Origin of the sequence: Streptomyces sp. NBC_00286 (genome assembly GCF_036173125.1) — a bacterium.
GTDB lineage: Bacteria > Actinomycetota > Actinomycetes > Streptomycetales > Streptomycetaceae > Streptomyces.
Map to the genome: position 1 here is coordinate 1,783,271 of NZ_CP108054.1, position 24,861 is coordinate 1,808,131.

Consider the following 24,861-nt stretch of genomic DNA (forward strand, 5'->3'; position numbering starts at 1 on the left):
GAGCCCGCCCCTCGCCGGGGCGCGCGCGGCCGGGCACCATTCGTGCCACGTTGGGGGCCGAGCGGGTGACGGTTCCTGGCCGTGGGCAAGTGCGGGTTTCCCTTTCCCCAGCCCGGCCCCTTCCCGGCTGTATCAATGTGCGGCTCCGCCGCGTGGGGGGCTGCGCCCCAGGCCCCGCTGCCTCCGGCTGGGTGGGGCGCCTACGGCGGGTGGGTGGGGTGCCTGCCGGGGTGGGGGGTGACAGTCGTGTCGCGGCTGCGGGTGCGTCGTGGCTGGTCGCGCAGTTCCCCGCGCCCCTAAAAAACCTGCGGCTGCCCGCACCCCCGAAGAGCAAGCGAACCGAAAAGCCCGCACCCCGACGAAACCGGCACCCTCCCTCCGGCGGGAGGGGACGTGGGCCGGTGCGTCGTATGCCCGTCGCTTAGCTTCGGTCTGGGCACACCAGCACCCTGTGTCAGCACGGGGTCGTATGCCCTGTTGGCGACGGGCTGACGCACCGGCCCGCGGCCCCGCACCCACCACGCACCCCAGGGGCGCGGGGAACTGCGCGAGCAACCACAACGCACCCGCACCCGCCCAACCGCCGGAGGCACCCCGCGGGGAACTGCGCGAGCAACCACCACGCACCCGCAGCCGCCCAACCGCCGGAGGCACCCCGCGGGGCTGGCGCGACCAGCCGCGACGGCGCCGCACCCGCCAACGAACCCAACCGCGCCACCGCCGGAGGCACCCCGCGGGGCTGGGTCAATTTGCGGCTCCGCCGCGATGGGGGTCCCCCCGCTCGAGCGAATTCGAGAGTGGGGGAGCGACCAGCCACAACGAACCGTCAGCCGACAACGAACCCAACCCGCCCAACCGCCGGAGGCAACCCGCCTACGACAGCGAAACCAGTTCCTGCTCCAACCCCCGCCCCCGTGTCTCAACAATCGACGACGCGACGTCGGACAGCTTGCGGTTCGTGCCCTGGGACACGCGGCGCAGGACCGCGAAGGCCGCGTCCGCGTCGCAGGCCAGGACGTGCATGATGATGCCGCAGGCCTGGTCGACGACCGGCCGGGTGCGCAACGCGGTGCCCAGTTGGTCGAGTTCGGTGAGCGCGGCGCGGTAGGAGCGGTCGCGTACGAGACTGCTCGCGGCGAGGTCACCGAGGGCGCGGGCGGGACCGTGCGAGGCGCCCTCGAGGGCGTCGGGGCGGAAGCTGTACAGGCTGAGGGTCACCGTCAGTCCGGGGCGCCGGAAGGGCATCGTGATGCAGGACCGTACACCCACGTCGAGCGCCACGGCCCGGTACTGCGGCCAGCGCTCCACGCGCAGCAGATCGCCCGTCTCAACGGTTTCGCCGCCGTCCACGGCGACGGGGATCGGCCCCTCGCCGGAGTGCAGCTGGACCGAGACGAGACCCGCCAGATCCGGATGGGTCACGGCGGCAGGCTGCTCCGCCTCGCCGTTGGAAACCGTGGTGCTCGCGCCACAGCAGTCGGTGGTGCAGCGCGCGGACTTCTCCGCGAGTTCCGACAGCCGACGAGCGGGAAGCGCGGACTCCGGTGACTCCGTGCCCAGGTGGCCGATGTGCTCGGCGTCCGGCATGTGTGTACCTCCTTACTCTGCGCCTGCCCAGCCACCCTCGGGGAAAACGAAAATGAACGGTTCCACTCCGGCCTCCCCGCAACGGCGGGAGACAGGTTAGGTTCGGTGCATGGCGCAGACGGATCAATTCGGGGAAGAGCTCGAGGATTTCGTGCGCCGTGTCGCGGAGTTGAAGGCGGCGCGGTCCGTACCGAGCGGTGACCTTCAGACGGTGCTCGACGCGGCACTCTTTGAACTAGATCATGTGGCCGACCAGTTGTGGCCGTGGTACGAGCGCCTCACCTCGGGCGGCACATCCAATGGACCCTCCACCGACCGCCAGGAGCAGCAGCTGTTGCGGGCGATCTTCCAGCGCCTTCCCCTGCCCGTCGCACTCATGGACCGCGAGACGGTGGTCCGCAGACTCAACCACGCGGCGGCCCAGTTCACCGGGATACGGCCGGGCTACGCGACGGGCCGGGCGCTGACCGGTTTCCTCGCGCACGCCGACCGGGCCGCGTTCCGTTCCCAGGTCGCGGCGGTGGCCCGCGGCGAGGGCGACCGCAGTCTCACCGTCCACCTTCAGCAACGCCCCTCCATTTCCGTGCGCGCGACGCTCACCGCGGTGCGGACGAGCGGTGAGCCGCGTACCTCCGTACTCGTGGTGCTGCAGCCCGCGGACGCACGGATGCCGTCGGGCGACGGCGCCCAGAGCCCGCTGCCCGACCTCGCCGAGACGACCCGGCATCAGGCGCAGCTGGACCTGGTGGACGCCATGTCCACGGCCTTACTGACCGAGCCCGCGACGACCCGGGCCGCCGTGCTTGAGCGGGCGGCCCGAGTGCTGCACGGACGGTTCGCGGACTGGGTGATCACCGACGAGGGGGCCGCGCGGCTGTGCCGTATGACCGTCCTCGGACCGACGGACCGGCCCGGCACGCAGATCGAGGACCTCCAGGCGCAGGACCCCGCCGGCTGCCCGCTCGTCGTCGAGGCGGCACGCGGCGGTTCCACGGCCCTTCAGGTACGCCCAGAGGACCCCGACGCCTTCGGCAAGGACGCCTCGGGCGCCCCCGTCCTGATCAGCGCGAACGTCACATCGCTCCTGTGCGTCCCCCTGACCGTGAACGGCACCGTACAGGGCGTCCTCACCCTGTTCCGCTGCGGCGCAAGACTCGCCTTCTCCATGGCCGAGGCCCAGATCCTGGATATGATGTCCCGTCACATAGCCCTGGCGCTAAGGAACTTGGACCGCCGCTAGGACCCGGCAGGGCGAGCCTGGCAAAGCCCGTTGCGGTCCCGCGCCCCTGAAAGGAGGCCGCAGGCCTTCCTTTCAGGGGCGCGGGGCTGTGTCAATTTGCGGCTCCGCCGCGATGGGGGTCCCCCGCTCGAGCGAATTCGAGAGTGGGGGAGCGACCAGCCACAACGGACCGTCAGCCGACAACGAACCAACCGCACAACCAGCGGAGCTACGCCGCGTCCTGCATGACCTGGTCCCGCAACCGCCCACAGCACCGACTGATCAGCCGAGACACATGCATCTGCGAGATCCCGAGCTGCTCCGCAATCCGGCTCTGCGTCATATCGCCGAAGAACCGCATGTACAGAATCGCCCGCTCCCGTTCAGGCAACGCCTGCAACCGCGGCTTGACCGCCTCGCGGTCGACGACGACATCCAGCGACGGGTCGGACGTGCCGAGCGCATCGCTCAGGGAGTACCCGTCCTCGCTCCCCGGCAGCTCGGCGTCGAGCGACAGCGCGGTGAAACTCTCCAGCGCCTCCAGCCCGACGCGTACGTCCTCCTCGCTCATCTGCGCGTGCTCGGCGATCTCCGCGACCGTGGGCTGCCGGCCGGAGATCGTCTGGGACAGGTCCTGGGTGGCGAACCGGACCCGGTTGCGCAGATCCTGGACCCGACGCGGCACGTGCAGCGTCCACATATGGTCGCGGAAGTGCCGCTTGATCTCACCGGTGACGGTCGGCACGGCGTAGCTCTCGAAGGCGTTGCCGCGCTCGGGGTCGTACCGGTCGACGGCCTTGACGAGGCCGAGCGCCGCGACCTGGCGCAGGTCCTCGAAGCTCTCGCCACGGCTGCGGAACCGTCCCGCCAGCCGCTCGGCCATGGGCAGCCAAGCCTCGACGATCTCCGCACGGAGTGTGTCGCGCTGCTGCCCCGGAGGGAGCTTGGCGAGGGTGCGGAACGCCTCCGCGGTGTCGGGGGCGTCGTCGTGCGGGTGGTTCTTGGCGCTCGCGTGAGTCTGCATAGTGCGTCGCAACTCCCTTGAGTGGTGCCTTGGTTTGGACAGTCACCGTGGGAGCGCGCCTAGAGCCGACAGGCACACCCGTGGCGAGTTTTCGCCGCCTCCCACGGACGTGCCTCCTGTCCGAAGCACTGACATTCGCCTGCCCGTCTGTCCGTGCGTCAAACACTCGAAGGTTTTTCCGGGCGCGCGCGGGTGACTCGGGCGGTACAGCCGTCACCCCCGGGAGGTCCCGTATGAGCACCAAGGTCGCCGACCATGTCCTGCAGCGCCTGCGCGAATGGGGTGTGGAACACGTGTTCGGCTATCCAGGGGATGGCATCAACGGTCTCCTCGCCGCCTGGGGCCGGGCGGAGGACCAGCCCAAGTTCATTCAGTCGCGGCACGAGGAGATGTCCGCCTTCGAGGCGGTCGGCTACGCGAAGTTCGGGGGCCGGCTCGGGGTGTGCACGGCGACCTCGGGGCCCGGCGCGATCCATCTGCTGAACGGCCTGTACGACGCCAAGCTCGACCATGTGCCGGTGCTCGCGATCGTCGGCCAGACGCACCGCAGCGCGATGGGCGGCTCGTACCAGCAGGAAGTCGATCTGCACACCCTGTTCAAGGACGTGGCCTCCGACTTCGTCGAGACCGTGATGGTTCCCGAGCAGCTGCCGAACGTCCTGGACCGGGCGATCCGCACCGCCTACGCGCGCCGCGCCCCCACCGCCGTGATCATCCCCGGCGACGTCCAGGACCTCGACTACTCCGCCCCCACCCACGAGTTCAAGATGGTCCCCTCCAGCCTGGGCCGCAGCGCGTGGACCGCGATTCCGTCACAGGAGTCGGTGGAGCGGGCGGCCGAGGTGCTCAACTCCGGCGACAAGGTGGCCATTCTGATCGGCCAGGGCGCCGCCGGGGCCCAGGCCGAGGTGGAACGGATCGCCGAGTTGCTCGGCGCGGGCGTCGCCAAGGCGCTGCTCGGCAAGGACGCGCTGAGCGACGAACTCCCTTACGTCACGGGCGCGATCGGCCTCCTGGGCACCCGGCCCTCGTACGAGCTGATGCGCGACTGCGACACCCTGCTGACCATCGGCTCCTCCTTCCCGTACACGCAGTTCATGCCGGAGTTCGGCCAGGCTCGGGGCGTGCAGATCGACATCGATCCGCACATGGTCGGGATGCGCTATCCGTACGAGGTGAATCTCGTCGGAGACGCGAAGGCGACCCTGGAGCGGCTGATCCCGCTGCTGCGCGGGGAGGAACGCGGGCGCGAGTGGTACGACACGGTGTGCGCGAACGTGACGCGCTGGCGCGAGGTGATGGAGCGCCGGGCCCAGCTGTCCGCCGATCCGATCAACCCGGAGTACGTGGCCCGGGCACTCGATCCGCTGCTGCCCGGCAACGCGATCGTCACGTCCGACTCGGGCTCGCCCGCGAACTGGTACGCACGTCATCTGACGCACCGGGCCGGGATGCGCTCCTCGCTGTCGGGGACCCTCGCCACGATGGGCTGCGGGGTGCCGTACGCGATCGGTGCTAAGTTCGCGCATCCGGACCGGCCCGCGATCGCGCTCGTCGGGGACGGGGCGATGCAGATGAACGGGCTCGCGGAGCTGATCACGGCCGCCAAGTACCGCGATCGCTGGGAGGACCCGCGGCTCGTCGTGGGCGTCTGGAACAACCACGACCTCAACCAGGTGACCTGGGAGATGCGCGCGATGGAGGGCGCCCCGTCGTTCCTGCCCTCGCAGGAGATCCCGGACGTGCAGTACGCCGCCTTCGCCCGTTCCCTGGGGCTCACCGGTATCCGCGTGGAGAAGCCGGAGGACGTCGAGGCGGGCTGGCGTGCGGGCCTGGAGGCGGACGGTCCCGCGGTGATCGAGTTCCTGACCGACCCCGCCGTACCGCCGGTCCCGCCGCACGCCACCTGGGAGCAGATGGAGGCCACCGCCGCCGCCATCCTGAAGGGCGACTTCGACCGCGGATCCATGGTCCGGCAGGGGTTCAAGGCCAAGGTCCAGGAGTTCCTGCCGGGGCGCGACCGCTCGTGACCGCGTAGGGGGGCGGGGCGGCATCCTGGAGCCGGTGCCGCCCCGCAGGCTCATCGGCTCTTATGCTCCGGTGGTCTCGTTGGCGACGGGGATGTTGAGGAGCCGGAACTCCCAGGCGGTCACCGCACCGCGCGAGGTGCCTCCGGAGGCGTCGGTGACGGCGTAGACGTCGAAGCCGTCGGCGGCCGCGTGGAGGGCGAGCATGGGAAGTTGACGCATCATCTTTCGGTATGTCACATCAACCATCCGTCCAGAAGCGATGGGGGCGCTTGTCGGGGGTCGGCGTGACGCGGTCCGGGTCCTCCAGGGAGCACGTCGTACCCGCGGGCGCACGACATCGGCTCTGCCGCCGGCCCGGACGGGGGCCGAGGCCGTCGGCTCGGTCGCCGATCAGTGAGGCAGTGCGGGCGTTTCGGACTCGTCGGGGTGCCGGGCCGGCGGGAGGAGCCACTCCTCGTAGCGGCCGAGCGCCAGGATGACGCCGAGCATCAGGACCGGCAGCATCACAGCGAATATCGCCATGGCCTTGTCCTTCCCCAGGAGATGTGCGATTGGGGGGCGCAAATCGGGTCTCCAGGCCACGAACGGACAAACCCTTCGTGTCGATATCGGGGGTGCGGGTACACGAGGTTCCACCCCCGAGTGTCTGGAGGGAGACATGCAGCGAGGCAGCGACCGGCTCAACGTCCACAAGGACGACGAGATGAAGCATGAACTGCAGGGCCTGCTCCGGTCGGGCCACCCGACCAGGACCGAGGAGTGGCACGACCCGGAGCCGACCGCCGACGACGACCCGTGGCTCGCGGGCGGACCGGTCAGGCCGGACGCCGGCCCGGGTTCCGAGGAGGCCGTGCGTTACGAACTGGCGCGGCATCTGGGCCGTACGGCCTTCCCCGCGGCACCTCGTGAACTGATCCGCCTGCTGCGCAGCAGGCACGCGCCCGACGGGCTCATCGAACCGCTGGAGCGGCTGCCGAGGAAGGCGGTCTACCACACCGCTCAGGAGCTGGCCGAAGCGGTCGTACGGGCCGCGAGCGGCGAAACCGGTGAGAACCGGTGAGAACCGGTGAGAACCGGTGAGAACCGGTGAGAACCGGTGAGAGGTGAGCGCCCCCTGAGGAAATCGCGCCGAATCTGCGACGGAGGCAGACGCCGAGGCATAGGCAGCCCGCGCAGGGGTACTGCGGGCGACATCACGCCGTTGAACCAGTAGCAGAGCAGTACCCCACCCCGGTGCCGGGGAATGCAGGAAGGCCCACAGCCATGGCCCAGTTCGTCAGGGAAGTCATGACGCCAGGCGTTGTCACGGTCCGTCCGGACGCCTCGCTCGTCGAAGCGGCGCAACTGATGCGCGCCCAGGACATCGGCGATGTCCTGGTGGCCGGGGACCGCAGTCTCCTCGGCGTCCTGACGGACCGTGACATCGCGCTGCGCGCGGTCGCGGAGGGCGTCGATCCGCTGACGGTGAGCGCCCAGGCCGTGTGCACGCCGAACCCTGTGGTGATCGGCCCGGACGACGCGGTCTCGGCCGCGGTCGAGCTGATGCGCGAGCACGCCATCCGCCGGCTGCCGGTCGTCGAGGACGGCCACCCGGTCGGCGTGGTCAGCCTGGGCGACGTCGCCGTCGCCGAGGACCCCGGCTCGGCCCTCGCGGAGATCAGCCGCGCGGCTCCGGACGACTCACCGGGCACCATGATCCGCTGAACCAGCGGCGGGAGGAACGGCGGCTCGTGGCGGGAAGCGGCGAGCCGGAAAGCAAGGACGTGCCGAGCGGACGGGTCGATAGCCGATTTGGGACCTGTCCGGAGAGGACGTGGAGAACTGATGCGTATCGCGTTTCTGATGGCGCCGGAGGGCGTCGAGCAGATCGAACTCACCGATCCCTGGCAGGCCGTGATCGACTCGGGTCACGAACCCGTGCTCGTATCCACGAAGCCCGGTCAGATCCAGGCGTTCCACCATCTCGACAAGGCCGATGTGTTCCCCGTGCAGGAGGTCGTGTCCGAGACGTCCGCGGGTTCCTTCGACGGCCTGGTGCTGCCGGGCGGCGTGGCCAACCCGGACGCGCTGCGCATGGACGAGCGGGCCGTGTCGTTCGTACGGGACTTCTTCGAGCAGGGCCGTCCGGTCGCCGCGATCTGCCACGCGCCGTGGACGCTCGTCGAGGCGGACGTGGTCCGCGGTCGCACCCTGACCTCGTGGCCGAGTCTCCGTACGGACATCCGCAACGCGGGCGGCACCTGGGTCGACGAGCAGCTCCAGGTCTGTGAGGCTGCGCCGTCGACGCTGGTCACCAGCCGCAAGCCGGACGACCTGAAGGTGTTCTGCGAGGCGTTCCTGGAGGAGTTCGCCAAGCGCCGCTGAGCTACCTACTGACCTACGGTCCACTGACTGCCGGCCGGTCCACTGACTGCCGGCCGGGTAGGGCGAGGACTTGGGAAGCCGAGCGCGGGGCGCTAGGTCACGCCCCGCCCGGCTGCCGTTCCCGCGCGCCTTCCCGTGTCCGGCCCGGGGCCACGGGGCGGCGCGGGTTGCGGCGCAGATACTCGCCCTCCAGCTGTGCCATCCGCTCGTTGTGGATGCGCAGTGCGTCGTTCGAGCCGTGCAGCAGCGTGTCGTGGCGTGTGCGGTGGATCGTCTCCAGCTCTTTCATCAGCTGCTGGTCGTCCAAAAGACCCGGGTCGACTCCGGTCATGGTGGTACCCCGATCGTCGTGTTCCTTCGGAGCGTCCGGGTACCCGCCCGGCAAGCAATATCCCGAACGGCATCCGGGAGGAAGCCATGGATCTCGCCTTTCTGCGTCCACTGTACGAACATCCGGGACCCTGGGCTTCCGTGTATGTCGGCACTTCCCAGCACACGGAGAACACCCCGCACGAACGGTCGCTGACAGCACAGGAGGCAGCCCGGCAGCTCGCGGACCAAGGCGCCGACGAGCCCACCTGCCAGGCCGTGCGGTCCGCGCTCGAGGAGCTGCGGCATTCCACGGAACCGCACGGCCGGGCCCTCTTCGCCAGCGGCGGCGAGGTCGTCCTCGACCCCGCGCTGGCCACGCCCCCGCCGGGCGGACTGTCCGTCACCTGGTCGGCGCTCCCGCACACCGCGCCGCTGCTCGATCTGCTCGGTGAGGACCCGGTCTGTGTGGTGGCGTACGTCGACCGGCGGGGCGCCGACTTCGAGCTGCGCTCCGCGCTGGGCAGCCGGGACGCGGGCTCGGTGACCGGGAGGCAGTGGCCCCTGCACCGTACGAGCACCGTCGACTGGTCGGAGCGGCACTTCCAGCTCAGGGTGGAGAACACCTGGGAGCACAACGCCGCGGAGATCGCCGACGCGCTCGCCGTGTGCCAGGAGGAGACCCGGGCCGACCTGCTGATCCTCGTCGGCGACGACCGCGAGCGGCGGGCCGTGCACGAGCGGCTGCCGCAGCGGCTGCACGACCGCACGATGGAGGCGCCGCACGGAGCCGGCAGCCGACTGCTCGACGAGGACGTGGAGCGGATCCGCGCGGAGCATGTGCGGCGCAGGGCGGCGGAGGACCTGGAGCGGTTCCTGGCGGCCCGGGCGCCTGACGCGGACGGGAACGTCGGCGCCGTCGAGGGCGTACCGGCGGTGATCGAGGCGGCACGGGAGCATCGGATCGACGAGTTGCTGATCATCCCGGAGGGGCCCGACACGCACCGCGAGGTGTGGGTCGGCGAGGCCCCCGACCAGTTGGCGGTGCGGCGCACGGACTCGAAGACGCTGGGCGAGCCGCGCCCATGGGCGGCACGGGCGGACGACGCGCTGCTGCGGTCCGTGATCGCGTCGGGCGGCGCGGCGCTGTCGCTGACGCCCGCCGTTCCCGAGCCCAGCCCTCAGACGCCTCCGGCGGGCGGCATCGGAGCACTGCTGCGCTGGACTGAACCCCCGCAGAGCAGGTGAACAGGTGACCAGGTCGTAGCCTCGGCGGATACGGCCTGTACGTCCCGTAGAGATGGCCCAGCGGGTACGCCCCTGTCGGCTACCGTGCCCGCTCCACCCGCCGCTCGTCCCACACCGGCTCCGTCGTCTCGCGCACCTTGCCGTCGCTGCCGAACACCAGGTAGCGGTCGAAGGAGCGGGCGAACCAGCGGTCGTGGGTCACGGCGAGAACCGTGCCCTGGTATGCCTCCAAACCCTCCTGCAGGGCCTCGGCCGATTCGAGGTCGAGGTTGTCGGTGGGCTCGTCGAGGAGCAGGGCCGTGGACCCCTCCAGTTCCAGCAGGAGGATCTGGAAGCGTGCCTGCTGACCGCCGGAGAGCCGGTCGAAGCGCTGCTCGGCCTGGCCGGTCAGCTCGTAACGCCGCAGCCGGGACATCGCGGCGCCGCGGTCCTGCGCGTGCTCGGTCCACAGGATGTCGAGGAGCGTACGGCCCTCCAGTTCGGGGTGGGCATGCGTCTGCGCGAAGTGTCCGGGGACGACGCGCGCGCCCAGCTTCCACTCCCCCGTGTGCGCGACCTCGCCGCCCGCGAGCAGCCGCAGGAAGTGCGATTTGCCGGAGCCGTTGGAGCCGAGCACGGCGACCCGCTCGCCGTAGAAGACCTCCAGGTCGAAGGGTTTCATCAGGCCAGAAAGCTCAAGTCCCTTGCAGGTGACGGCCCTTACGCCGGTACGGCCCCCGTGCAGGCGCATGGTGATGTCCTGCTCGCGGGGCGGCTCCGGCGGTGGGCCCGCCTCCTCGAACTTGCGCAGCCTGGTCTGGGCGGCTTGGTAGCGCGAGGCCAGCTCATGGCTGATCGTGGCCGCCTGCCGCAGGTTCAGCACCAGCTTCTTCAGCTGCGCGTGCTTCTCGTCCCAGCGCCTGCGCAACTCCTCGAAGCGCGCGAAGCGTTCACGCCGCGCCTCGTGGTACGTCGCGAAACCGCCACCGTGTACCCACGCGTCCGCGCCCGCCGGTCCCGGCTCCACGCTCACGATCTTCTCCGCGACGCGGGCGAGGAGTTCCCGGTCGTGGGAGACGAACAGGACGGTCTTGCGCGTCTCCTTCAGCCGCTCTTCCAGCCAGCGCTTCCCGGGCACGTCAAGGTAGTTGTCCGGCTCGTCGAGCAGCAGCACCTCGTCACCGCCGCGCAGCAGCGCCTCCAGTACGAGCCGCTTCTGCTCGCCGCCGGACAGCGTGCGCACCTCGCGGAACTGCGCCTTCTCGTACGGCACTCCGAGCGCGGCCATCGTGCAGATGTCCCACAGCGTCTCGGCCTCGTACCCCTGGACCTCCGCCCAGTCGGCGAGCGCCTGCGCGTACTGGAGCTGGGCGGCCTCGTCGTCGACGGTCATGATGGCGTGCTCGGCGACGTCGACGGCCTTGGCCGCCTCGCGGATCCGGGGCGGCGCGACGGAGACGAGCAGGTCGCGCACGGTGGTCTCGTCGCGTACGGAGCCCACGAACTGGCGCATCACCCCGAGCCCGCCGCTGACGGTGACGGTGCCGCCGTGCGGCTTCAGTTCCCCCGAGATCAGCCGCAACAGGGTTGTCTTTCCTGCTCCGTTGGGCCCCACCAGCGCGACCGCGGCCCCTTCGCCCACCCGGAAGGACACATCGCCGAGGAGCGCCCTCCCGTCGGGCAGGTAGTACTCCAGGTGCGCCACTTCTAGATGTCCCATGGTTGCGCATTCTCCGGGCGGCGGGAGCGGGCGGCAAACGGTTATGCGCGGTCCGGCGCCTGCGGGGTACCCGCAGCACATGAGCCCAGATGTAGACCTCACCGTTCCGGAACCCGGCCACGGCCTTCGCGACCGGCTGCTGGCCCTGGACTGCCGGCTCTTCGACGCCGTGGCGGCCCGGCACTGGCCGGGCGCCGACCGCGTTCTGCCGAGGCTGAGCCGTAGCGCCAACCACGGGGTGCTGTGGTTCGCCACGGCGACCGCCCTCGCCGCGACGCGCTCACCGAAGGCCCGTCGCGCCGCCGCCCGTGGTGTCGCCTCGCTGGCCGTGGCCTCGGCGACCATCAACACGCTCGGCAAGCGCACGGTGCGCCGGCCGCGCCCGCTGCTGCACGCGGTTCCGCTGATACGTCAACTGGAACGGCAGCCGATCACCACGTCCTTCCCCTCGGGGCACTCGGCGTCGGCGGCGGCCTTCGCGACGGGCGTCGCCCTGGAGTCCCGGACGCTGGGCACGGCCGTCGCCCCGGCTGCCGCCGCGGTGGCCCTCTCCCGGGTCTACACGGGCGTCCACTTCCCGAGCGACGTCCTCGCGGGCGCGGCTCTCGGCGCCGGCGCCGCCTACGCCGTACGCGGCCTGGTGCCGACCCGTGATCAACTGCCGCCGCCCGGCCGCCCGCGGGTGGACGCGCCCGCGCTCCCCGAGGGCGAGGGGCTGGTGCTCGTCGCCAACAAGGAGGCGGGCGCCCCGGACCGCGTACGTCTGCTGCGTGACGTACTGCCCGGTGCCGAGGTCATCGAGTGTGAAGCGGCCGAGTTGCGGGCCGAGCTGGAGAGGGCGGCGAAGCGGGCCGTGGTGCTGGGCGTGTGCGGCGGCGACGGCTCCGTAAACGCGGCAGCGGAGGTGGCCGTACGCCACAGCCTGCCGCTCGCGGTGCTGCCCGGCGGAACGCTCAATCACTTCGCGCACGACCTGGGCGTGGAGGACGTACGCGATCTGAGCCAGGCCGTCCGGCACGGCGACGCGGTACGCGTGGACGTGGGCTACTTCAAGGCCGGCGACGTCGACGGCTGCTTCCTCAACACCTGCAGCCTGGGCGTCTATCCCGAGCTGGTGCGGGAACGGGACCGCTGGTCGCGGCGGATCGGCGGCTGGCCCGCCGGGGTGCTCGCGGCGCTGCGCGTGCTGCGCGCCGACCGGCATCCGCTACGGACCGAGATCGGCGGCACGGAGAGGCCGTTGTGGCTGCTGTTCGCCGGCAACGGCATGTACCACCGCATGGGCCCGATCCCCGGCCGCCGCTACGACCTCGCGGACGGCCGCCTCGACGTACGGGTCGTGCACGGGGGCCGCAAACCCGCCGTCCGGCTGCTCGCCGCGGCCGCCGCGGGACCGCTGACCCGCTCCCCCGTCCATGCGGCGGTACGGGTCGGAGGGCTCCGGGTGGACGGCGTGGCACCCGGCACGCTTCTGGCGTACGACGGCGAAGTGACCTCGGTGGAGGGCGAATTGACGCTGGAGAAGCTGCCGGAGGCGCTGACGGTGTACCGGCCGCTCGCGCATCGCTGAGCATGCGGTCGGCGACATCCCGGCCGGAAAGACGTTGTCCGTATCGCAAGACGCGTATCTCATTATTCGACATGGCGGCGTACGGTGATCTCACAGGTACCGCCAGAGAAGGGGACGCCATGTCGAAGGAGACCGCCGTCTACACCCACGGACACCACGAGTCCGTGCTGCGCTCGCACACCTGGCGCACGGCCGCCAACTCGGCCGCGTACCTCATCAGTTCACTGAAGCCCCATATGACGATCCTGGACATCGGCTGCGGCCCCGGCACCATCACCGCCGACCTGGCAGGGCTGGTCCCCGACGGCCGGGTCACCGGCGTCGACCACGCTCCGGGCATCCTGGACCAGGCCCGGGTCACAGCCGCCGAACGGGGCCTGGAGAACGTCGAGTTCGCGGTCGCGGACGTCCACGCGCTGGACTACCCGGACGACACCTTCGATGTCGTCCACGCGCATCAGGTGCTGCAACACGTGGGGGACCCGGTGCGGGCGTTGCGCGAGATGTACCGGGTCACCAAGCCCGGCGGGTTCGTCGCCGCGCGGGACGGGGACTACTCGGGGATGGTCTGGCATCCGCGGACGCCCGGCATGGACGACTGGCTGGACCTGTATCTGCGGGTGGCCCGCGCCAACGGCGGTGAGCCGGATGCCGGGCGGCGCCTCAAGTCCTGGTCGCTGCAAGCCGGTTGCACCGACATCACCGCCTCCTCCAGCACCTGGTGTTTCGCCACCGCCGAGGAGCGCGCCTGGTGGAGCGGCCTGTGGGCGGACCGCACGCTCGCCTCGGCGTACGCGGAGCGAGCCACCCAGGGCCGCCATGCGACGGAGGATCAACTGCGAGCGGTGTCCGAGGCTTGGCGGGAATGGGGGCGGCAGGAGGACGCGTGGTTCTCGTGCCTGCACGGAGAGATTCTCTGCCGAAAGCCGGCCTGAAGAATGGGTCTGTAGAGCCGGTCTGGAGAGCCCGCCTGAAGGGTCGGCATGAAAATCCGGTCCGAGCCGGTCTGATTCCTCCGATCCGGGAAACCCGGACAGCAGGAGGAGGTAGCAGACATGGTTCCCATCCTGCTGGTACTGCTTCTGGCGCTGATTCTCTTCGGTGCCGGATTCGCAGTGGAACTGCTCTGGTGGATCGCTGTGGCGGTTCTTGTCGTGTGGCTGCTGGGATTCGCGATGCGCAGCACCACCCCGACCGGTACCAGGTCCCGTTGGTATCGCTGGTAGCTGTTCAGCAGCTATTCCGTAGCTACTCCTTCGGGAGCAGTGGTCCAAGCGGCCCGAGGTCCAGATTGAGGTCCTCGGGCCGCAGTCCGTAGCGATCGCGGAGTTCGGCCATCCGGTCCTCGAGGAGCATCAGCGTCAGCCCGATCCGCTCCTCCTGATCCTCCGTCAGCTCCCCGGTGTCGAACCGCCGGATCGCCTGCCGCTCCATCAGCTGCCGCAGCAGTTCGACGACGGTCAGCACAAGCTTGACCAGGTCTCGTTCCACGGTGTCCGGATCGAGGTCGAGACGGTTGTTCCTCCGGTCGGTCACACGGTCGGTCACAGCGGCTCCTGCCAGGGCGAGGGGACCTGTTCGTTCACCGAGCTGATGAGCGCGTTCAGGTCGATGCGTACGAGATCGACGTCCGCGATCCGCAGAGTCAGGTCACCGGTGATGACGACGCCGCCCGCGAGCAGCCGGTCGAGCAGGTCGACGAGGGCGATCTCCCGGCGTTCGACGACGGTCATGCGCCCTCCTGTCCCGCCGGTCCGCTGAAGGAGTACGCGGCCCAGGGGCCGGTGAGTTCCACCCTGAGGCCCGGCTGTTCCTCGCCTTTCGTACGGTCCACCAGTTCCACGAATTCCTCCGACTGCGCACGAGGTACGAGATAGGCGGCGTTGAGCACATTACGGCCGGAGGCGCGGGACAGCGCCGGGTTCTGCGGCGCGTGGACACGGGCGTCCTCCGCGAAGTGAGAAAGAGTTTCGTGCAGTTGGCGGGCGAATTCCTCGGCTTGCTCCCATTTCTCCTCGTGCGCTCTTCGCTGCTGTCGCCGCTGCCGGAGATAGTCGCGCCCCGAGCCGGTTTTCGGAATCTTCGCTGCAGGCTCCTCAGAAACCTCGGTGGACTGAGAGGGCTGTGAGGCCTCCGCGAATTCCGCGTACACCTTCACGCCCCATTCCACCCGCCCCTCGATCCGGTCGAGCGTACGGCGGAAGGTCTCCTCCTCCGCCTCCATCATCGTGCGTACGCCGCTGTCGTCCCGGAAGACGGTGGCGAGCCGCAGCGGCAGCGGCGACGTGACCACCGTGAGCGCGTCGATCACGCTCTGGTGGGCCCGTGCGGTCGCGCTGAGCCAGTCCAGGTCCTCCAGGTGGGCCTTCAGCGGCTCCTCGGAGAAGTCTTCCTCCGGTACGGCACTGACGATGGCGACCAGCCCGTGATGCGTCAACTGCTTGGGGGGCACGCCCGCGACGCCCGCGAGCTGGGAGGGAAGGGTGGAGCCGAAGGGGCGGCAGATGGCATAGACATAACGCAGACCGCTCATGGGGTCTCCTCTTCCGTACGGACATGCCCGCGCGCGACTTCCCCGCGCTCCACCCCCGCCCCGCGCTCCAGTTCGGCGACGTGGGCCCGCAACTCCGCGTTCTCACGGGCCAGTTCGTCGCGGCGCGCGCGGGTGGACAGCGCCGGGTCGTCCTCCCACCAGTCGATCCCCATCTCCTTCGCCTTGTCCACCGAGGCGACAATCAGCCGCAGCTTGATCGTGAGCAGTTCGATGTCGAGCAGATTGATCCGGATATCGCCCGCGATCACGATGCCCTTGTCGAGCACACGCTCCAGGATGTCGGCGAGATTGGCGCTGGTGTCGCGCCCGTACGGTTCGGGGAGCCGGCCGGGAGTGGTCATCGACGGCTCCCGGCCGCGGCGGGCTCTTCCTCTTCCTCGTACTCGCCCTCGGGCTCCTCTTCTTCCTCTGCCTCCGCGTCCTCCTCGTACTCGCCCTCAGGCTCCTCCTCTTCTTCCTCTTCCTCTTCGGCGTACGGCCCCTCCTCCTCGTACGCGCCCTCTTCCTCCTCGGCTTCCTCACCCTCCTCAGCGAGCGCGTCCTCATGGCTGCGGACCACCTCGCCGTCGCTGATCTCGCCGCGCCAGGCGTCGGTGACCTCGCCGCGCAGAGTGATGTAGCGGGCAAAGTGCTTGAGGTCGAGGCGTGCCCTGCGGCCCTGGGCGCGCCAGATGTTGCCCGTGCGCTCGAACAGGCCCGAGGGGTAGTACTCCATGACCAGCAGGACCCGGGTGAGGTTCTCACCGAGCGAGTGGAAGGAGACGACGCCCTTCGTGGTGCCCTTCGCGCCCTCCGATGTCCAGGAGATCCGGTCGTCGGGCCGCTGTTCGGTGGTGTGGGCCTTCCAACTGCGGCTGGACCAGAAGATCTTGGCATTCCAGCTGGAGGTCGTGTCGTCGTCGCGGCTCGCGCTCTGCACGCCCTTCGTGAAGTTGCTGAACTCCTGGTACTGGGTCCACTGGTCGTACGCGGTGCGCAGCGGCACCCCGACGTCGACGTACTCCATGATGACGGTGGGCTTCTGCCCCGCTCGGCCCTTGCTCTTACCCTTGCCCTTGCCCTTGCCACCGCCCAGGTTTTTGAGCGCGCCGAGCACGTTCTCCTTGGCGCGGGAGGTTCCGACTTCGATGGCGCTGCGCAACGGCCCCTTGCCCTCGGCGATCTTGCGGCCGCCGTCGAGAGCGAGTTTGGCGAAGCCGGGGCTGTTGCCCTCGGCGATGTCGTTGAGCTTGCCGGTCGTCTCGCCGAGCTTGCGGCCGAAGCCGGTCAGCAGGCGCAGGGCCTGGGCCGCGAGGTACTCCTGGAGTTCCGCCTTGAGCCGGTCGGCGGCCTCGCTCTGCGCGACGCCGGTGACGCCTCCGAGCACGCCGGAGCCGCCACCCGCCTGCTGCGCCGTCTGCTCCGTCTGATCCTTCGCCCTGCCGACGCCGTTCTTGGCCCGGCTCGTCGCCGTTCCGAGGGTCTCCGTCATCGTCCCCGCCTCCCCTCGGCGGACCGGCCGCGTGCGGCCGTCTTCTTCGCGGGAGCCTTCTTGGCGGACGTCGCCGCCGTCTTCTTCCCCGCAGTCTTCTTGGCGGCGGCCTTCTTCGCCGGCCCCTTCGAGGCGGACCTCTTACTCGGTGCCTTCTTGGCCGCCTTCTTCGCGGTCTTCTTGGCCGCGCCCTTCTGTGGCTCCTCCGATTCTTCGGACTCGTCGCGGCCTTCGGCCTCGTCCTCCGGCTCACCTTCCGCCTCAGCCTCAGCAGCCTCGTCCGGCTCTTCGGATTCCTCGTCCTCGTACTCGTCGCGCTCCTCGCGTTCGTTCTCGGGCTCCTCGTCGTCCCGGAGCCCGGGCAGGTCGGGGGCCACCCCCGCCAGCTGCCCGCGTACCTGCTCGGTCCGCCCGTGCAGCCGGTCCGCCAGCGCCTCGACCTGGCGCTCGACCAGCGCACCGGAGGCAGCCTGGCCGACTCCGCGCAGGTCCTCGCGCAACTGGTCGCCGATCTCCTTGAACTGCGGGTTGTTCTGCAGCTGCTGGTTCGCCAGGTTCATGAGCGCCCGCGGGCTCAGCTGCATCCGCTTGCCCGCCACCAGGGTGCCGACGGCGAACGCCATCTTCATCTTCTTCGTACGTCCGAGGACGTATCCGGCCCCTACCGCGAGGCCCAGTCCCACTCGGTTCATGATGTCGTCCACTCGTCCGTTCCCACGCTGCCGCGCGTACCGATCTCCAGCCTGTCGAGAAGCTCGTCCTCCAGTCGGTCGAACTCCGCCTCATCGATCTCGCCCGACTCGAGCCGTTCCTCGAGCTGCGCGAGTTCGGCCCGGACGGTGGCCGGGTCGTAGTAGATCCGTTCCGCCTCGCTCAGTACCTGTCTGATGACCCAGGCGCTGCCGCGCACCGGAGCGAACGGCAGCAGCAGCACCTCACCGATCAGTCCCATGGTTCACTCCCCGGTTCATTCCTGGACCGGCTCCTGCATCCGGTCCTGGATGCGATCCACCTCGGCGTCCGTTCCGGCGTCCGAACCGATCGTGTTGTCCGCCGGCTCGGAGGGGCCCGGGTCGACGAAGCTGTACGGCGGCAGCGGACCGTTGACCCGCACATCGAGGTGCGGATGGCTCTTGCGGACCTGCTCGACGGCGGTGAGGAACATCTCCGCCGACTCCCGGACCACCAGGAACGACAGGTTGGCCAGCCATCCACTCGACTCGGGGCCCGCGCTCACGGCGTCGGCGACCGGCTCCAGTACGTGCTGGAGCTCGGCGGCGTCCTCCGCCTCGCGGGACTTCACCGCGGCCACCACCATCTCGCCGAGCTTCAGCTTCTGCTGGTAACTGCCACCGCCTGCCTGCCGGTTGGCCTCGGTGAGCGCGCGGAGCTCCGGGTTCTCGGCCATCACGCGGTGCAATACCGCCTCTTCCTCGTGGCTGGCCTTGACGTTGTACTCGACCTTGCCGGCCAGCGCGTCCAGGCGTTCCTTGTAGTGGTTCGCGCGTTCGGCCAGCACGCCGGCGACGGTCGCGTCGTCCGTCGCGATGCTGCCGAACCGCATGGGCAGCACCGGGCCGGCCGCGCCGACCTCCGCCAGCACGTTCTGGTGGGCGAGGAGGTCCTTGCGCTTGGGCCGCAGTCCTTCGGGGGCGTCGCTGACGACGGCGGCGAGGCCGCTCTCCTGGATGACGCGCACGGGGCACGGCGGGTCACCGACGCCGTCCATGCCCTCGGGAAGCGAAGGGTGCGAGCCGGCGGTGATGCCGTAGACGTACGTGCTCACTCCTGCTCCTCCTTCCTGCGCGTGGCCGTGGCCTTGCGGGCCCGCGGCCTGGACTCGGCCTGGCGTTCAGCCTTCTCGCCCTTGCGTTCGCCTTGTCCCTCCTCACGGGCCTGCTTGAAGGCGTCGGAGATGGTCTCGGCGGCGCCGGACAGCGCCCCCTTGGACTTGCCGCGCGAGCCGGACTCGGTGATCTCACCGACCACGTCGGGCAGACCGGGGCTCTTGCGCGGTCCTGCCTCCAGGTCGAGCCGGTTGCACGCCTCCGCGAAGCGCAGATACGTGTCGACACTGGCGACGACGACACGGACGTCAATCTTCAGAATCTCGATACCGACGAGGGACACCCGGACGAAGGCGTCGATGACGAGCCCTCGGTCCAGGACGAGCTCGAGCACGTCGTAGAGGCCACTGGAGCCGCCTCCGCCGCCGGTCTGCTGGGCTGGGACGACGGTCATACCGACCGATCCTCCTTGTGGGTTGCGAGTGTGTCCGTTCGCGCGGGTGGGCGGCCTACCGGCCGCCGGGCCTATGTGGCTCGGCCCGCCCGCGTTCGTAACGGCGAACGCGCCGGTAGCCGGTGAGCTCGCCATGCGGGTCGAGGGTCACCTCGTAGCTCGCGAGCAGGCTCATCGTGTCGGGGACCCTGGCGAGTTCCAGGACCTCGATCTCCAGCGCCCAGCCGTCCTCCGTACGTTCGAAGGACGACACGGACTCGGCCGCCATGCCGGTGAGCTCCGCGAGCTGGGTGCGCGCGTGGCGCAGCACCTCCATCGGGCTCGGCGCCTCGTCCGCCGGACCGTTCTGCCGGTCTTTCCCGGATTCCGTGGAACGTGATTCCGCGGAGTCCCGGGCACTTGGTTTTCTGGATGTCTTCGATGTGTTCGATGTGTTCGACATGGCCACCTCGCCCTCCGAGTGCCCCTGGGCTCTTGGCCAAACCTCTGGAGCAGGGCTCTGGTGCAGGGCGTCTACTGCGGGGCGCCTACTGCAGGGCGTCGAGCTTGCGCCGTGCGGGCCCCAGCGCCCGTCCGCGGCGCGGCAGGGCGGACCAGGGGTCGGTACGGGCCTGGTCGACGGCGTTGTCGATGGTCCAGCGGCGGGGGCCCAGGTCCGGTTCGTCCAGCTGGTCCCAGCTGATGGGGGTGGCCACCGGGGCGCCGGGCCGGGCGCGCACGGTGAAGGGGGCGACCGCGGTCTGGGCGTACGCATTGCGCTGTACGTCGACGTACAGCCGGTTCCCGCGGTCCTTCTTACGGGCAGCCGTGGTGAGCTCGTCGGGATGCGCGTCGGCGAGCGTGTCGGCGACGGTCCTGGCGAACTCGCGTGCCTCGTCGAAGTCGTGCTGTCCGTTGATCGGCACGACGACGTGCAGGCCGCGTGAGCCGGTGGTCATCAGCGCGGACGGCAGCTCGATCCGGTCGAGGAGCTCGCCGAGCTGCCGGGCCGCCCGGCGTACGGAGTCGAAGGCGTCGGCGGAGTCGCCGGCCGGGTCGAGGTCGAAGACCAGCAGGTCGGGCCGGTCGATCGCGTCGACGCGGGCCAGCCAGCGGTGCAGGGTCAGGCTGGCCTGGTCGGCGAGGTAGAGGAGGGTTGCGGTGTCGTCGCACACGGGGTGGCAGACGGTGCCGCCCTCCTTGGGCACCTCAATGCGGTTGATCCAGTCCGGATCGTGGGCCTGGAGGTTCTTCTGCATGAACCTCGGGCCGTCGAGACCGTCCGGGTGCCGCTCCAGCATCAGGGGCCGGCCGCGCAGATGCGGCAGCATGAAGGGCGCGACCTCCCGGTAGTACGAGACGAGGTCGTCCTTCGTGTACTCCTTGGCCCGCCCCTCGCCGGGGAACAGCACCTTGTCGGGCCGGTGCACCTCCACGGTGCGTCGACCGGCCCGTACTCCCCCACTCTCGGCTTCGCTCGAGCGGGGGGACCCCCATCGTGTGCCGCCCATGGTCATCTCCTCCGTACGCGTAGAGCGGTCCGTACGCGTGTATCGGTGGCTCTCATCCGGTCCTCATCCGGTCCTCATCCGGTCCTCATCGCACGACCGCGTGCTCGACCAGCAGCTTTGCCGCGGCCGCGATCGACTCGGCGTCGATGCCCGCGGCGTGCAGCTGCTCGGCGGGCGAGGCCGAGCCGGGCATGGTGCGCACGGCGAGGCGGACCAGGCGGGGCATCGGGCGGCCGTCCAGGAAGGCGTCGAGGACCGCGTCGCCGAGGCCGCCCTCCTCGCGGTGGTCCTCGACGGTGATCAGGCAGCCGGTGTGCTCGGCGGCCTCGCGCAGGGTGCGGCGGTCGACGGGCTTGACGGAGTAGAGGTCGATGACCTGGACGGGGATGCCGTCCGCCGCGAGCCGGTCCGCGGCGGTCAGGGCCTCGTGCACCGTCACTCCGGCGGCGACGAGGGTCAGCCGGTCCTGGGCGGAGACGCGCAGCACCTTGCTGCCGCCGATCGGGAACTCCTCGTTGGGTCCGTAGAGGACGGGCGAGGCGCCGCGTGAGGTCCGCAGATAGCGGATGCCCTCGCAGCCCGCCATCGAGGCGACGAGATGGGCCGTCTGGTTGGCGTCGCACGGGTAGAGGACGGTCGAGTCGTGCAGCGCGCGGAACATCGCCAGGTCCTCCAGGCCCATCTGCGAGGGCCCGTCCTGGCCGATGGCGACACCGGCGTGCGAGCCGACGAGATTGATACCGCTGCCGCTGATCGACGCCATGCGCAGGAAATCGTGGGCGCGGGTGAGAAACGCCGCGAAGGTCGAGGCGTACGGCACCCAGCCGCGTGCGGCGAGTCCCACGGCGGCGGCGACGAGCTGCTGCTCGGCGATGTAGCACTCGAAGAACCGGTCCGGGTGTTCCTTCGCGAAGAACTCGGAGCGCGTCGAGTCGCTCACCTCGCCGTCGAGGGCGACGATGTCGCCGCGGGCCGTGCCGAGCGCGGCGAGCGCCTGGCCGAAGGCGTCGCGGGTGGCGACCTGCTCGCCGAGTTCGTAACGCGGCAGGTCCAGGTGTCCGGTCCGTACGGCGTGCAGCATCCGGGCGGCGGGCGGGGGCTGGACCTCTACGCGGACGTCGTGCACGCCGCCGAGTTCTGCGATCGCCTCGTCGGCGTCCTTGAGCGGCTTGCCGTGCAGTCCTTCGCGGTCCTGGGCGGCCGCGACGCCCTTGCCCTTGAGGGTGCGGGCGAGGATCACGGTCGGCTGGCCGACGGTGGAGAGGGCCTCGCCGTACGCGCGGTCGACGGCGTCCACGTCGTGGCCGTCGACCTCGATCGTGTGCCAGCCGAAGGCATGGAAGCGGCGGGCGTACGCGTCCAGGTCGTGGCCGTGCCGGGTCGGGCCGCGCTGGCCGAGCCGGTTGACGTCGACGATGGCGGTGAGGTTGTCGAGATGCTCGTACGCGGCGTGCTCGGCGGCCTCCCAGATGGAGCCCTCGGCCAGCTCGCTGTCGCCGCACAGCACCCAAACCCGGTAGCCGACCCGGTCGAGCCGCTTCCCGGCCAGCGCGATCCCGACGCCGACGGGCAGTCCCTGCCCGAGCGACCCGGTGGCCGTCTCCACCCACGGCAGCCGCCGCGGCGTCGGATGCCCCTCGAGCCGGCTCCCGAGCCGCCGGAAGGTCATCAACTCGGTCTCGTTGATGGCTCCGACAGCCTTGTACGCGGCGTACAGCAGCGGCGAGGCATGCCCCTTGGACAGGACGAACCGGTCGTTCGCGGGATGAGCAGGCCGCTCGAAGTCGTAACGCAGATGCCGGGCAAGCAGCACGGCCATCAGATCGGCGGCGGACATCGAGGACGTCGGATGCCCGGACCCGGCAGCAGCCGCAGCCCGCACACTGTCCACCCGCAACTGCTGTGCAAGCTCAGTCAGTTGACGGCTCTTCATGACGCTCCCTTCGGGGGTTGTCGGGGCGGGGGTCTGCCGGCCGGGCGGGGCGGGGCTTGTGGGAGCCGGGGGCCTCCGGTGGTGCGGCCTTGTCGGGACCTGACGCCTCCGGCCGACGGGAGCTGGTTTCGTCGGAGCCGGACGCTGCCGGCTCGGCCGGGGCGGGCCCGTCGGAACCGGACGCCATAGGTGTGTACGCGGTGGACTCAGCCGGACCCGACCCCGCAGACCTGCCGGAGGCAGACTCATCGGTGCCGGATGCCTCCGGCGCGGCGGGGGCGGCCCCGCCGGGACCCGACGTTTCCGGTCGTCCGGACTCGGGTCCGCCGTGACCGGACGCCATGGGCTTGTACGCGGTTGACCCACCCGGACCAGACGCCGCAGACCTGCCGGAGGCAGGCTCCTCGGCGCCGGGCGTCGTGTGCCCGCCGCGGCCGGAGCCGGCAGGACCGGAACCGTCCGCACCCGACCCGCCGGCACTCGAGCCCGCCCCGTCGGCATGACCAGGCTGATCGTCACCCGGCGCCCCCGGCCTCCCCGGATCCAGCACCGCCGACTTCCTCGGACCCGGCGCCGCCCCCGGCCTGCCGGGGTCCGGTACCGCGTGGGTGTCGGCGTCCTGCGTTGCGGCGGGCGCCCCGCGCGTGACCGTAGCCGGGCGGCTCTGGGGTGGTGGGCCGCCCGCCACCCGGGCCAGTTCTGGCGAGGCCGATTCCAGGGGGACCGACCAGGAGCGGACCAGGCCCAACTGGACGGCCTGGCGCGGGAGTACGGCGTCCAGGAGCCAGTCGGCGGCGACCCGGATGCGGTTGCCGGGCATGGCGGCCAGGTGGTAGCCGCGGGTGACGGCCCCGGCGAGCGGGCCGGACAGCGGCACGCCCAGCGGATTCGCGGCGGCCTTCGCGCCGCCGAGGTCGACGGTGAAGCCCAGATCGCGGTGGCGGTAGACGCGGCGCTCGCCGACGATACCGAGGGAGGCGGCGACGTTACGGCCTGCGACCTTGCCGTGCCGCCAGGCGTGCTGGGCGGTCATCGGCGTGTACTGGCCCGGCCTCTCCAGATCCGGCACAGCGGCAGCGTCCCCGCACGCGAACACCTCGGGGTGGCCCGGCACTTGGAGATACGGGTCGACCAGCAGCCGCCCGCGCTCCAGCGGTCGCCCGAGCCCCTCGACCAGCGGATCGGGCCGTACCCCAACACACCACACAAGGGTGCGCGTGTCGATGTACTCCCCGTCGCTGAGCCGCACCCCGGTCGGCGTCGCCTCCTCCACCGAGGTCCCCGTACGGACCTCGACGCCACGCCCCCGCAGTACGCGGTCCGCCGTACGCGAGAGGCGTTCGTCGAGCTCCGGCAGCACACGCGGAGCGATGTCGAGCAGCAGCCAGCGCGGCCGTATGCCCTGCCTGAGCGGCTGCTTGCGTACCAGCGCGTCGGTGAACAGCTGCCCTTGCGCGGCGACTTCGGTCCCCGTGTAGCCGGCGCCGACCACCACGAAGGTGCACCGCGACGCACAGCTCTTGGGATCGTCGGAGGCCGCCGCGAGCTCCACCTGCCGCGTCACGTGATCGCGCAGATACAACGCCTCCGGCAGCCCCCGGAACCCGTGCGCGTGCTCGGCGACGCCCGGCACGGGCAGCAGCTTGTTGACGCTGCCGACGGCCAGCACAAGACGGTCGTACGCGAGTGTGCCGCCGTCTCCCTCGGGATCCGTGTAGTGCACGGTGTGCTCTTCGAGGTCGATCCCGTCGGCCTCACCGAGCACCAGCCGTACGCGCGGCAGGGTGCCGGCGAGCGAGACGGTGACCCGGCGCGGTTCGAGCACCCCGGCGGCGACTTGGGGCAGCAGGGGCAGATACAGAAAGTAGTCCGTCGGGTTGAGGAGAGTGATCTCGGCCCGGCCCCGGGTGATCCGGGACAGGGTGCGTGCCGTCTGGTACCCGGCGAAGCCGGCACCGACGATCACGACGCGGGGTCGACTCATGTTCGCCTCCGGCGGTCGCTCATAGGGGTGGCTCGTAAGGGGTGGCTCATAGGGGTGGCTCGTAGGGGTGGCTCATAGAGGTCGCTCGTACGGGCTTTCCGCGTCCCCCCGGCCCGGGCACCCAAACGTCGTCTGCCC

The 24,861-nt window shown here is 70.5% G+C and carries 28 protein-coding genes; 9 read left to right on the forward strand and 19 right to left on the reverse strand.

Going from position 1 to position 24,861, the window contains the following annotated elements:
- Nucleotides 1-873: 873 nt before the first annotated feature.
- Nucleotides 874-1,587 (reverse strand): ANTAR domain-containing response regulator, encoded by a 714-nt coding sequence (locus OHT21_RS08065; RefSeq protein WP_328767565.1) that lies wholly within the window; start codon nucleotides 1,585-1,587, stop codon nucleotides 874-876.
- Between the two features lie 109 nt (nucleotides 1,588-1,696).
- Here OHT21_RS08065 and OHT21_RS08070 point away from each other — a divergent pair, with 109 nt between their 5' ends.
- Nucleotides 1,697-2,827 carry a GAF domain-containing protein gene (locus OHT21_RS08070; RefSeq protein WP_328767566.1) on the forward strand — a complete coding sequence of 377 codons (1,131 nt, stop codon included), beginning with the start codon at nucleotides 1,697-1,699 and terminating at the stop codon, nucleotides 2,825-2,827.
- A 208-nt stretch (nucleotides 2,828-3,035) separates the two neighbouring features.
- Here OHT21_RS08070 and OHT21_RS08075 read toward each other — a convergent pair whose 3' ends face one another.
- Nucleotides 3,036-3,830 carry an RNA polymerase sigma factor SigF gene (locus OHT21_RS08075; protein WP_328767567.1) on the reverse strand — a complete coding sequence of 265 codons (795 nt, stop codon included), beginning with the start codon at nucleotides 3,828-3,830 and terminating at the stop codon, nucleotides 3,036-3,038.
- A gap of 233 nt (nucleotides 3,831-4,063) precedes the next feature.
- Between OHT21_RS08075 and OHT21_RS08080 the strand changes: the two genes are divergently transcribed.
- Complete coding sequence (locus OHT21_RS08080) at nucleotides 4,064-5,860, forward strand: thiamine pyrophosphate-requiring protein (RefSeq protein ID WP_328767568.1); 1,797 nt, start codon at nucleotides 4,064-4,066, stop codon at nucleotides 5,858-5,860.
- A gap of 60 nt (nucleotides 5,861-5,920) precedes the next feature.
- Here OHT21_RS08080 and OHT21_RS08085 read toward each other — a convergent pair whose 3' ends face one another.
- On the reverse strand, nucleotides 5,921-6,082 hold the full coding sequence (locus tag OHT21_RS08085; RefSeq protein ID WP_328767569.1) for a hypothetical protein: 162 nt from the start codon (nucleotides 6,080-6,082) through the stop codon (nucleotides 5,921-5,923).
- 168 nt (nucleotides 6,083-6,250) lie between these two features.
- Nucleotides 6,251-6,382: a hypothetical protein gene (locus OHT21_RS08090; protein WP_328767570.1), complete on the reverse strand. Its 132-nt coding sequence runs from the start codon at nucleotides 6,380-6,382 to the stop codon at nucleotides 6,251-6,253.
- Between the two features lie 136 nt (nucleotides 6,383-6,518).
- Between OHT21_RS08090 and OHT21_RS08095 the strand changes: the two genes are divergently transcribed.
- From OHT21_RS08095 to OHT21_RS08105, 3 genes are all read left to right on the forward strand, one after another.
- A complete protein-coding gene (locus tag OHT21_RS08095; protein ID WP_328767571.1) occupies nucleotides 6,519-6,920 on the forward strand; it encodes a DUF2795 domain-containing protein in 402 nt (133 codons plus the stop codon).
- Nucleotides 6,921-7,123: 203 nt separating this feature from the next.
- Nucleotides 7,124-7,564, forward strand: coding sequence for a CBS domain-containing protein (locus OHT21_RS08100; RefSeq protein ID WP_328767572.1), 441 nt, complete (start codon nucleotides 7,124-7,126; stop codon nucleotides 7,562-7,564).
- Between the two features lie 120 nt (nucleotides 7,565-7,684).
- The gene (locus tag OHT21_RS08105; protein WP_328767573.1) at nucleotides 7,685-8,224 is read left to right on the forward strand and encodes a type 1 glutamine amidotransferase domain-containing protein; all 540 of its coding nucleotides are present in this window, start codon (nucleotides 7,685-7,687) and stop codon (nucleotides 8,222-8,224) included.
- A gap of 97 nt (nucleotides 8,225-8,321) precedes the next feature.
- Here OHT21_RS08105 and OHT21_RS08110 read toward each other — a convergent pair whose 3' ends face one another.
- The gene (locus OHT21_RS08110; RefSeq protein ID WP_165343168.1) at nucleotides 8,322-8,555 is read right to left on the reverse strand and encodes a DUF6158 family protein; all 234 of its coding nucleotides are present in this window, start codon (nucleotides 8,553-8,555) and stop codon (nucleotides 8,322-8,324) included.
- Between the two features lie 86 nt (nucleotides 8,556-8,641).
- Here OHT21_RS08110 and OHT21_RS08115 point away from each other — a divergent pair, with 86 nt between their 5' ends.
- Nucleotides 8,642-9,781: a baeRF2 domain-containing protein gene (locus OHT21_RS08115; protein ID WP_328767574.1), complete on the forward strand. Its 1,140-nt coding sequence runs from the start codon at nucleotides 8,642-8,644 to the stop codon at nucleotides 9,779-9,781.
- A gap of 79 nt (nucleotides 9,782-9,860) precedes the next feature.
- On the opposite strand, the gene OHT21_RS08120 is transcribed toward OHT21_RS08115, so the two are convergent.
- The gene (locus OHT21_RS08120; RefSeq protein ID WP_328767575.1) at nucleotides 9,861-11,480 is read right to left on the reverse strand and encodes an ABC-F family ATP-binding cassette domain-containing protein; all 1,620 of its coding nucleotides are present in this window, start codon (nucleotides 11,478-11,480) and stop codon (nucleotides 9,861-9,863) included.
- A gap of 79 nt (nucleotides 11,481-11,559) precedes the next feature.
- Between OHT21_RS08120 and OHT21_RS08125 the strand changes: the two genes are divergently transcribed.
- The 3 genes from OHT21_RS08125 (at nucleotide 11,560) to OHT21_RS08135 (ending at nucleotide 14,276) form a co-directional block, all read left to right on the forward strand.
- Nucleotides 11,560-13,050, forward strand: a complete 1,491-nt coding sequence (locus OHT21_RS08125; RefSeq protein WP_328767576.1) for a bifunctional phosphatase PAP2/diacylglycerol kinase family protein — start codon at nucleotides 11,560-11,562, stop codon at nucleotides 13,048-13,050.
- Nucleotides 13,051-13,169: 119 nt separating this feature from the next.
- Nucleotides 13,170-13,985, forward strand: a complete 816-nt coding sequence (locus OHT21_RS08130) for a methyltransferase domain-containing protein (RefSeq protein WP_328767577.1) — start codon at nucleotides 13,170-13,172, stop codon at nucleotides 13,983-13,985.
- Nucleotides 13,986-14,105: 120 nt separating this feature from the next.
- Nucleotides 14,106-14,276: a hydrophobic protein gene (locus OHT21_RS08135; RefSeq protein WP_328767578.1), complete on the forward strand. Its 171-nt coding sequence runs from the start codon at nucleotides 14,106-14,108 to the stop codon at nucleotides 14,274-14,276.
- A gap of 22 nt (nucleotides 14,277-14,298) precedes the next feature.
- Here the strand turns inward: OHT21_RS08135 and OHT21_RS08140 are convergent, their stop codons facing one another.
- The 13 genes from OHT21_RS08140 to OHT21_RS08200 all read right to left on the reverse strand — a co-directional run bounded on the left by OHT21_RS08140 (nucleotide 14,299) and on the right by OHT21_RS08200 (nucleotide 24,723).
- Complete coding sequence (locus OHT21_RS08140) at nucleotides 14,299-14,586, reverse strand: gas vesicle protein K (RefSeq protein WP_328773994.1); 288 nt, start codon at nucleotides 14,584-14,586, stop codon at nucleotides 14,299-14,301.
- 8 nt (nucleotides 14,587-14,594) lie between these two features.
- Nucleotides 14,595-14,783 carry a gas vesicle protein gene (locus tag OHT21_RS08145; RefSeq protein WP_165343174.1) on the reverse strand — a complete coding sequence of 63 codons (189 nt, stop codon included), beginning with the start codon at nucleotides 14,781-14,783 and terminating at the stop codon, nucleotides 14,595-14,597.
- Nucleotides 14,780-15,583: a GvpL/GvpF family gas vesicle protein gene (locus OHT21_RS08150; RefSeq protein ID WP_328767579.1), complete on the reverse strand. Its 804-nt coding sequence runs from the start codon at nucleotides 15,581-15,583 to the stop codon at nucleotides 14,780-14,782. The genes OHT21_RS08145 and OHT21_RS08150 overlap by 4 nt, the downstream gene beginning before the upstream one ends.
- Nucleotides 15,580-15,945 carry a gas vesicle protein gene (locus OHT21_RS08155; protein ID WP_328767580.1) on the reverse strand — a complete coding sequence of 122 codons (366 nt, stop codon included), beginning with the start codon at nucleotides 15,943-15,945 and terminating at the stop codon, nucleotides 15,580-15,582. The genes OHT21_RS08150 and OHT21_RS08155 overlap by 4 nt, the downstream gene beginning before the upstream one ends.
- Nucleotides 15,942-17,075, reverse strand: coding sequence for an SRPBCC family protein (locus OHT21_RS08160; protein WP_328767581.1), 1,134 nt, complete (start codon nucleotides 17,073-17,075; stop codon nucleotides 15,942-15,944). The genes OHT21_RS08155 and OHT21_RS08160 overlap by 4 nt, the downstream gene beginning before the upstream one ends.
- Nucleotides 17,072-17,767, reverse strand: coding sequence for a DNA primase (locus OHT21_RS08165; protein ID WP_328767582.1), 696 nt, complete (start codon nucleotides 17,765-17,767; stop codon nucleotides 17,072-17,074). The genes OHT21_RS08160 and OHT21_RS08165 overlap by 4 nt, the downstream gene beginning before the upstream one ends.
- Nucleotides 17,764-18,027 (reverse strand): gas vesicle protein GvpG, encoded by a 264-nt coding sequence (locus OHT21_RS08170; RefSeq protein WP_328767583.1) that lies wholly within the window; start codon nucleotides 18,025-18,027, stop codon nucleotides 17,764-17,766. Before OHT21_RS08170 ends, OHT21_RS08165 begins: the two co-directional genes overlap by 4 nt.
- Nucleotides 18,028-18,042: 15 nt before the next feature.
- Nucleotides 18,043-18,861, reverse strand: coding sequence for a GvpL/GvpF family gas vesicle protein (locus OHT21_RS08175; RefSeq protein ID WP_328767584.1), 819 nt, complete (start codon nucleotides 18,859-18,861; stop codon nucleotides 18,043-18,045).
- On the reverse strand, nucleotides 18,858-19,316 hold the full coding sequence (locus OHT21_RS08180; RefSeq protein ID WP_328767585.1) for a gas vesicle structural protein GvpA: 459 nt from the start codon (nucleotides 19,314-19,316) through the stop codon (nucleotides 18,858-18,860). Before OHT21_RS08180 ends, OHT21_RS08175 begins: the two co-directional genes overlap by 4 nt.
- Before the next feature lie 55 nt (nucleotides 19,317-19,371).
- Complete coding sequence (locus OHT21_RS08185; protein ID WP_328767586.1) at nucleotides 19,372-19,758, reverse strand: gas vesicle protein GvpO; 387 nt, start codon at nucleotides 19,756-19,758, stop codon at nucleotides 19,372-19,374.
- 85 nt (nucleotides 19,759-19,843) lie between these two features.
- Nucleotides 19,844-20,806 (reverse strand): non-homologous end-joining DNA ligase, encoded by a 963-nt coding sequence (gene ligD, locus OHT21_RS08190; RefSeq protein WP_328767587.1) that lies wholly within the window; start codon nucleotides 20,804-20,806, stop codon nucleotides 19,844-19,846.
- Between the two features lie 85 nt (nucleotides 20,807-20,891).
- Nucleotides 20,892-22,739, reverse strand: coding sequence for a transketolase (locus tag OHT21_RS08195; RefSeq protein WP_328767588.1), 1,848 nt, complete (start codon nucleotides 22,737-22,739; stop codon nucleotides 20,892-20,894).
- The gene (locus OHT21_RS08200) at nucleotides 22,717-24,723 is read right to left on the reverse strand and encodes an NAD(P)/FAD-dependent oxidoreductase (RefSeq protein WP_328767589.1); all 2,007 of its coding nucleotides are present in this window, start codon (nucleotides 24,721-24,723) and stop codon (nucleotides 22,717-22,719) included. The genes OHT21_RS08195 and OHT21_RS08200 overlap by 23 nt, the downstream gene beginning before the upstream one ends.
- Nucleotides 24,724-24,861: the final 138 nt, after the last annotated feature.

Excerpts from the sequence above, each read along its gene's own strand:
- OHT21_RS08155 (WP_328767580.1), bottom strand. The coding sequence starts at position 15,945 with ATGACCACTCCCGGCCGGCTCCCCGAACCGTACGGGCGCGACACCAGC.
- OHT21_RS08095 (WP_328767571.1), top strand. The coding sequence starts at position 6,519 with ATGCAGCGAGGCAGCGACCGGCTCAACGTCCACAAGGACGACGAGATG.
- OHT21_RS08160 (WP_328767581.1), bottom strand. The coding sequence starts at position 17,075 with ATGACGGAGACCCTCGGAACGGCGACGAGCCGGGCCAAGAACGGCGTC.
- OHT21_RS08085 (WP_328767569.1), bottom strand. The coding sequence starts at position 6,082 with ATGATGCGTCAACTTCCCATGCTCGCCCTCCACGCGGCCGCCGACGGC.
- OHT21_RS08115 (WP_328767574.1), top strand. The coding sequence starts at position 8,642 with ATGGATCTCGCCTTTCTGCGTCCACTGTACGAACATCCGGGACCCTGG.
- OHT21_RS08090 (WP_328767570.1), bottom strand. The coding sequence starts at position 6,382 with ATGGCGATATTCGCTGTGATGCTGCCGGTCCTGATGCTCGGCGTCATC.
- OHT21_RS08135 (WP_328767578.1), top strand. The coding sequence starts at position 14,106 with ATGGTTCCCATCCTGCTGGTACTGCTTCTGGCGCTGATTCTCTTCGGT.
- OHT21_RS08100 (WP_328767572.1), top strand. The coding sequence starts at position 7,124 with ATGGCCCAGTTCGTCAGGGAAGTCATGACGCCAGGCGTTGTCACGGTC.
- OHT21_RS08110 (WP_165343168.1), bottom strand. The coding sequence starts at position 8,555 with ATGACCGGAGTCGACCCGGGTCTTTTGGACGACCAGCAGCTGATGAAA.
- ligD (WP_328767587.1), bottom strand. The coding sequence starts at position 20,806 with ATGGGCGGCACACGATGGGGGTCCCCCCGCTCGAGCGAAGCCGAGAGT.
- OHT21_RS08105 (WP_328767573.1), top strand. The coding sequence starts at position 7,685 with ATGCGTATCGCGTTTCTGATGGCGCCGGAGGGCGTCGAGCAGATCGAA.
- OHT21_RS08180 (WP_328767585.1), bottom strand. The coding sequence starts at position 19,316 with ATGACCGTCGTCCCAGCCCAGCAGACCGGCGGCGGAGGCGGCTCCAGT.
- OHT21_RS08125 (WP_328767576.1), top strand. The coding sequence starts at position 11,560 with ATGAGCCCAGATGTAGACCTCACCGTTCCGGAACCCGGCCACGGCCTT.
- OHT21_RS08165 (WP_328767582.1), bottom strand. The coding sequence starts at position 17,767 with ATGAACCGAGTGGGACTGGGCCTCGCGGTAGGGGCCGGATACGTCCTC.
- OHT21_RS08195 (WP_328767588.1), bottom strand. The coding sequence starts at position 22,739 with ATGAAGAGCCGTCAACTGACTGAGCTTGCACAGCAGTTGCGGGTGGAC.
- OHT21_RS08065 (WP_328767565.1), bottom strand. The coding sequence starts at position 1,587 with ATGCCGGACGCCGAGCACATCGGCCACCTGGGCACGGAGTCACCGGAG.
- OHT21_RS08200 (WP_328767589.1), bottom strand. The coding sequence starts at position 24,723 with ATGAGTCGACCCCGCGTCGTGATCGTCGGTGCCGGCTTCGCCGGGTAC.
- OHT21_RS08145 (WP_165343174.1), bottom strand. The coding sequence starts at position 14,783 with ATGACCGTCGTCGAACGCCGGGAGATCGCCCTCGTCGACCTGCTCGAC.
- OHT21_RS08075 (WP_328767567.1), bottom strand. The coding sequence starts at position 3,830 with ATGCAGACTCACGCGAGCGCCAAGAACCACCCGCACGACGACGCCCCC.
- OHT21_RS08170 (WP_328767583.1), bottom strand. The coding sequence starts at position 18,027 with ATGGGACTGATCGGTGAGGTGCTGCTGCTGCCGTTCGCTCCGGTGCGC.
- OHT21_RS08120 (WP_328767575.1), bottom strand. The coding sequence starts at position 11,480 with ATGGGACATCTAGAAGTGGCGCACCTGGAGTACTACCTGCCCGACGGG.
- OHT21_RS08080 (WP_328767568.1), top strand. The coding sequence starts at position 4,064 with ATGAGCACCAAGGTCGCCGACCATGTCCTGCAGCGCCTGCGCGAATGG.
- OHT21_RS08130 (WP_328767577.1), top strand. The coding sequence starts at position 13,170 with ATGTCGAAGGAGACCGCCGTCTACACCCACGGACACCACGAGTCCGTG.
- OHT21_RS08150 (WP_328767579.1), bottom strand. The coding sequence starts at position 15,583 with ATGAGCGGTCTGCGTTATGTCTATGCCATCTGCCGCCCCTTCGGCTCC.
- OHT21_RS08070 (WP_328767566.1), top strand. The coding sequence starts at position 1,697 with ATGGCGCAGACGGATCAATTCGGGGAAGAGCTCGAGGATTTCGTGCGC.
- OHT21_RS08185 (WP_328767586.1), bottom strand. The coding sequence starts at position 19,758 with ATGTCGAACACATCGAACACATCGAAGACATCCAGAAAACCAAGTGCC.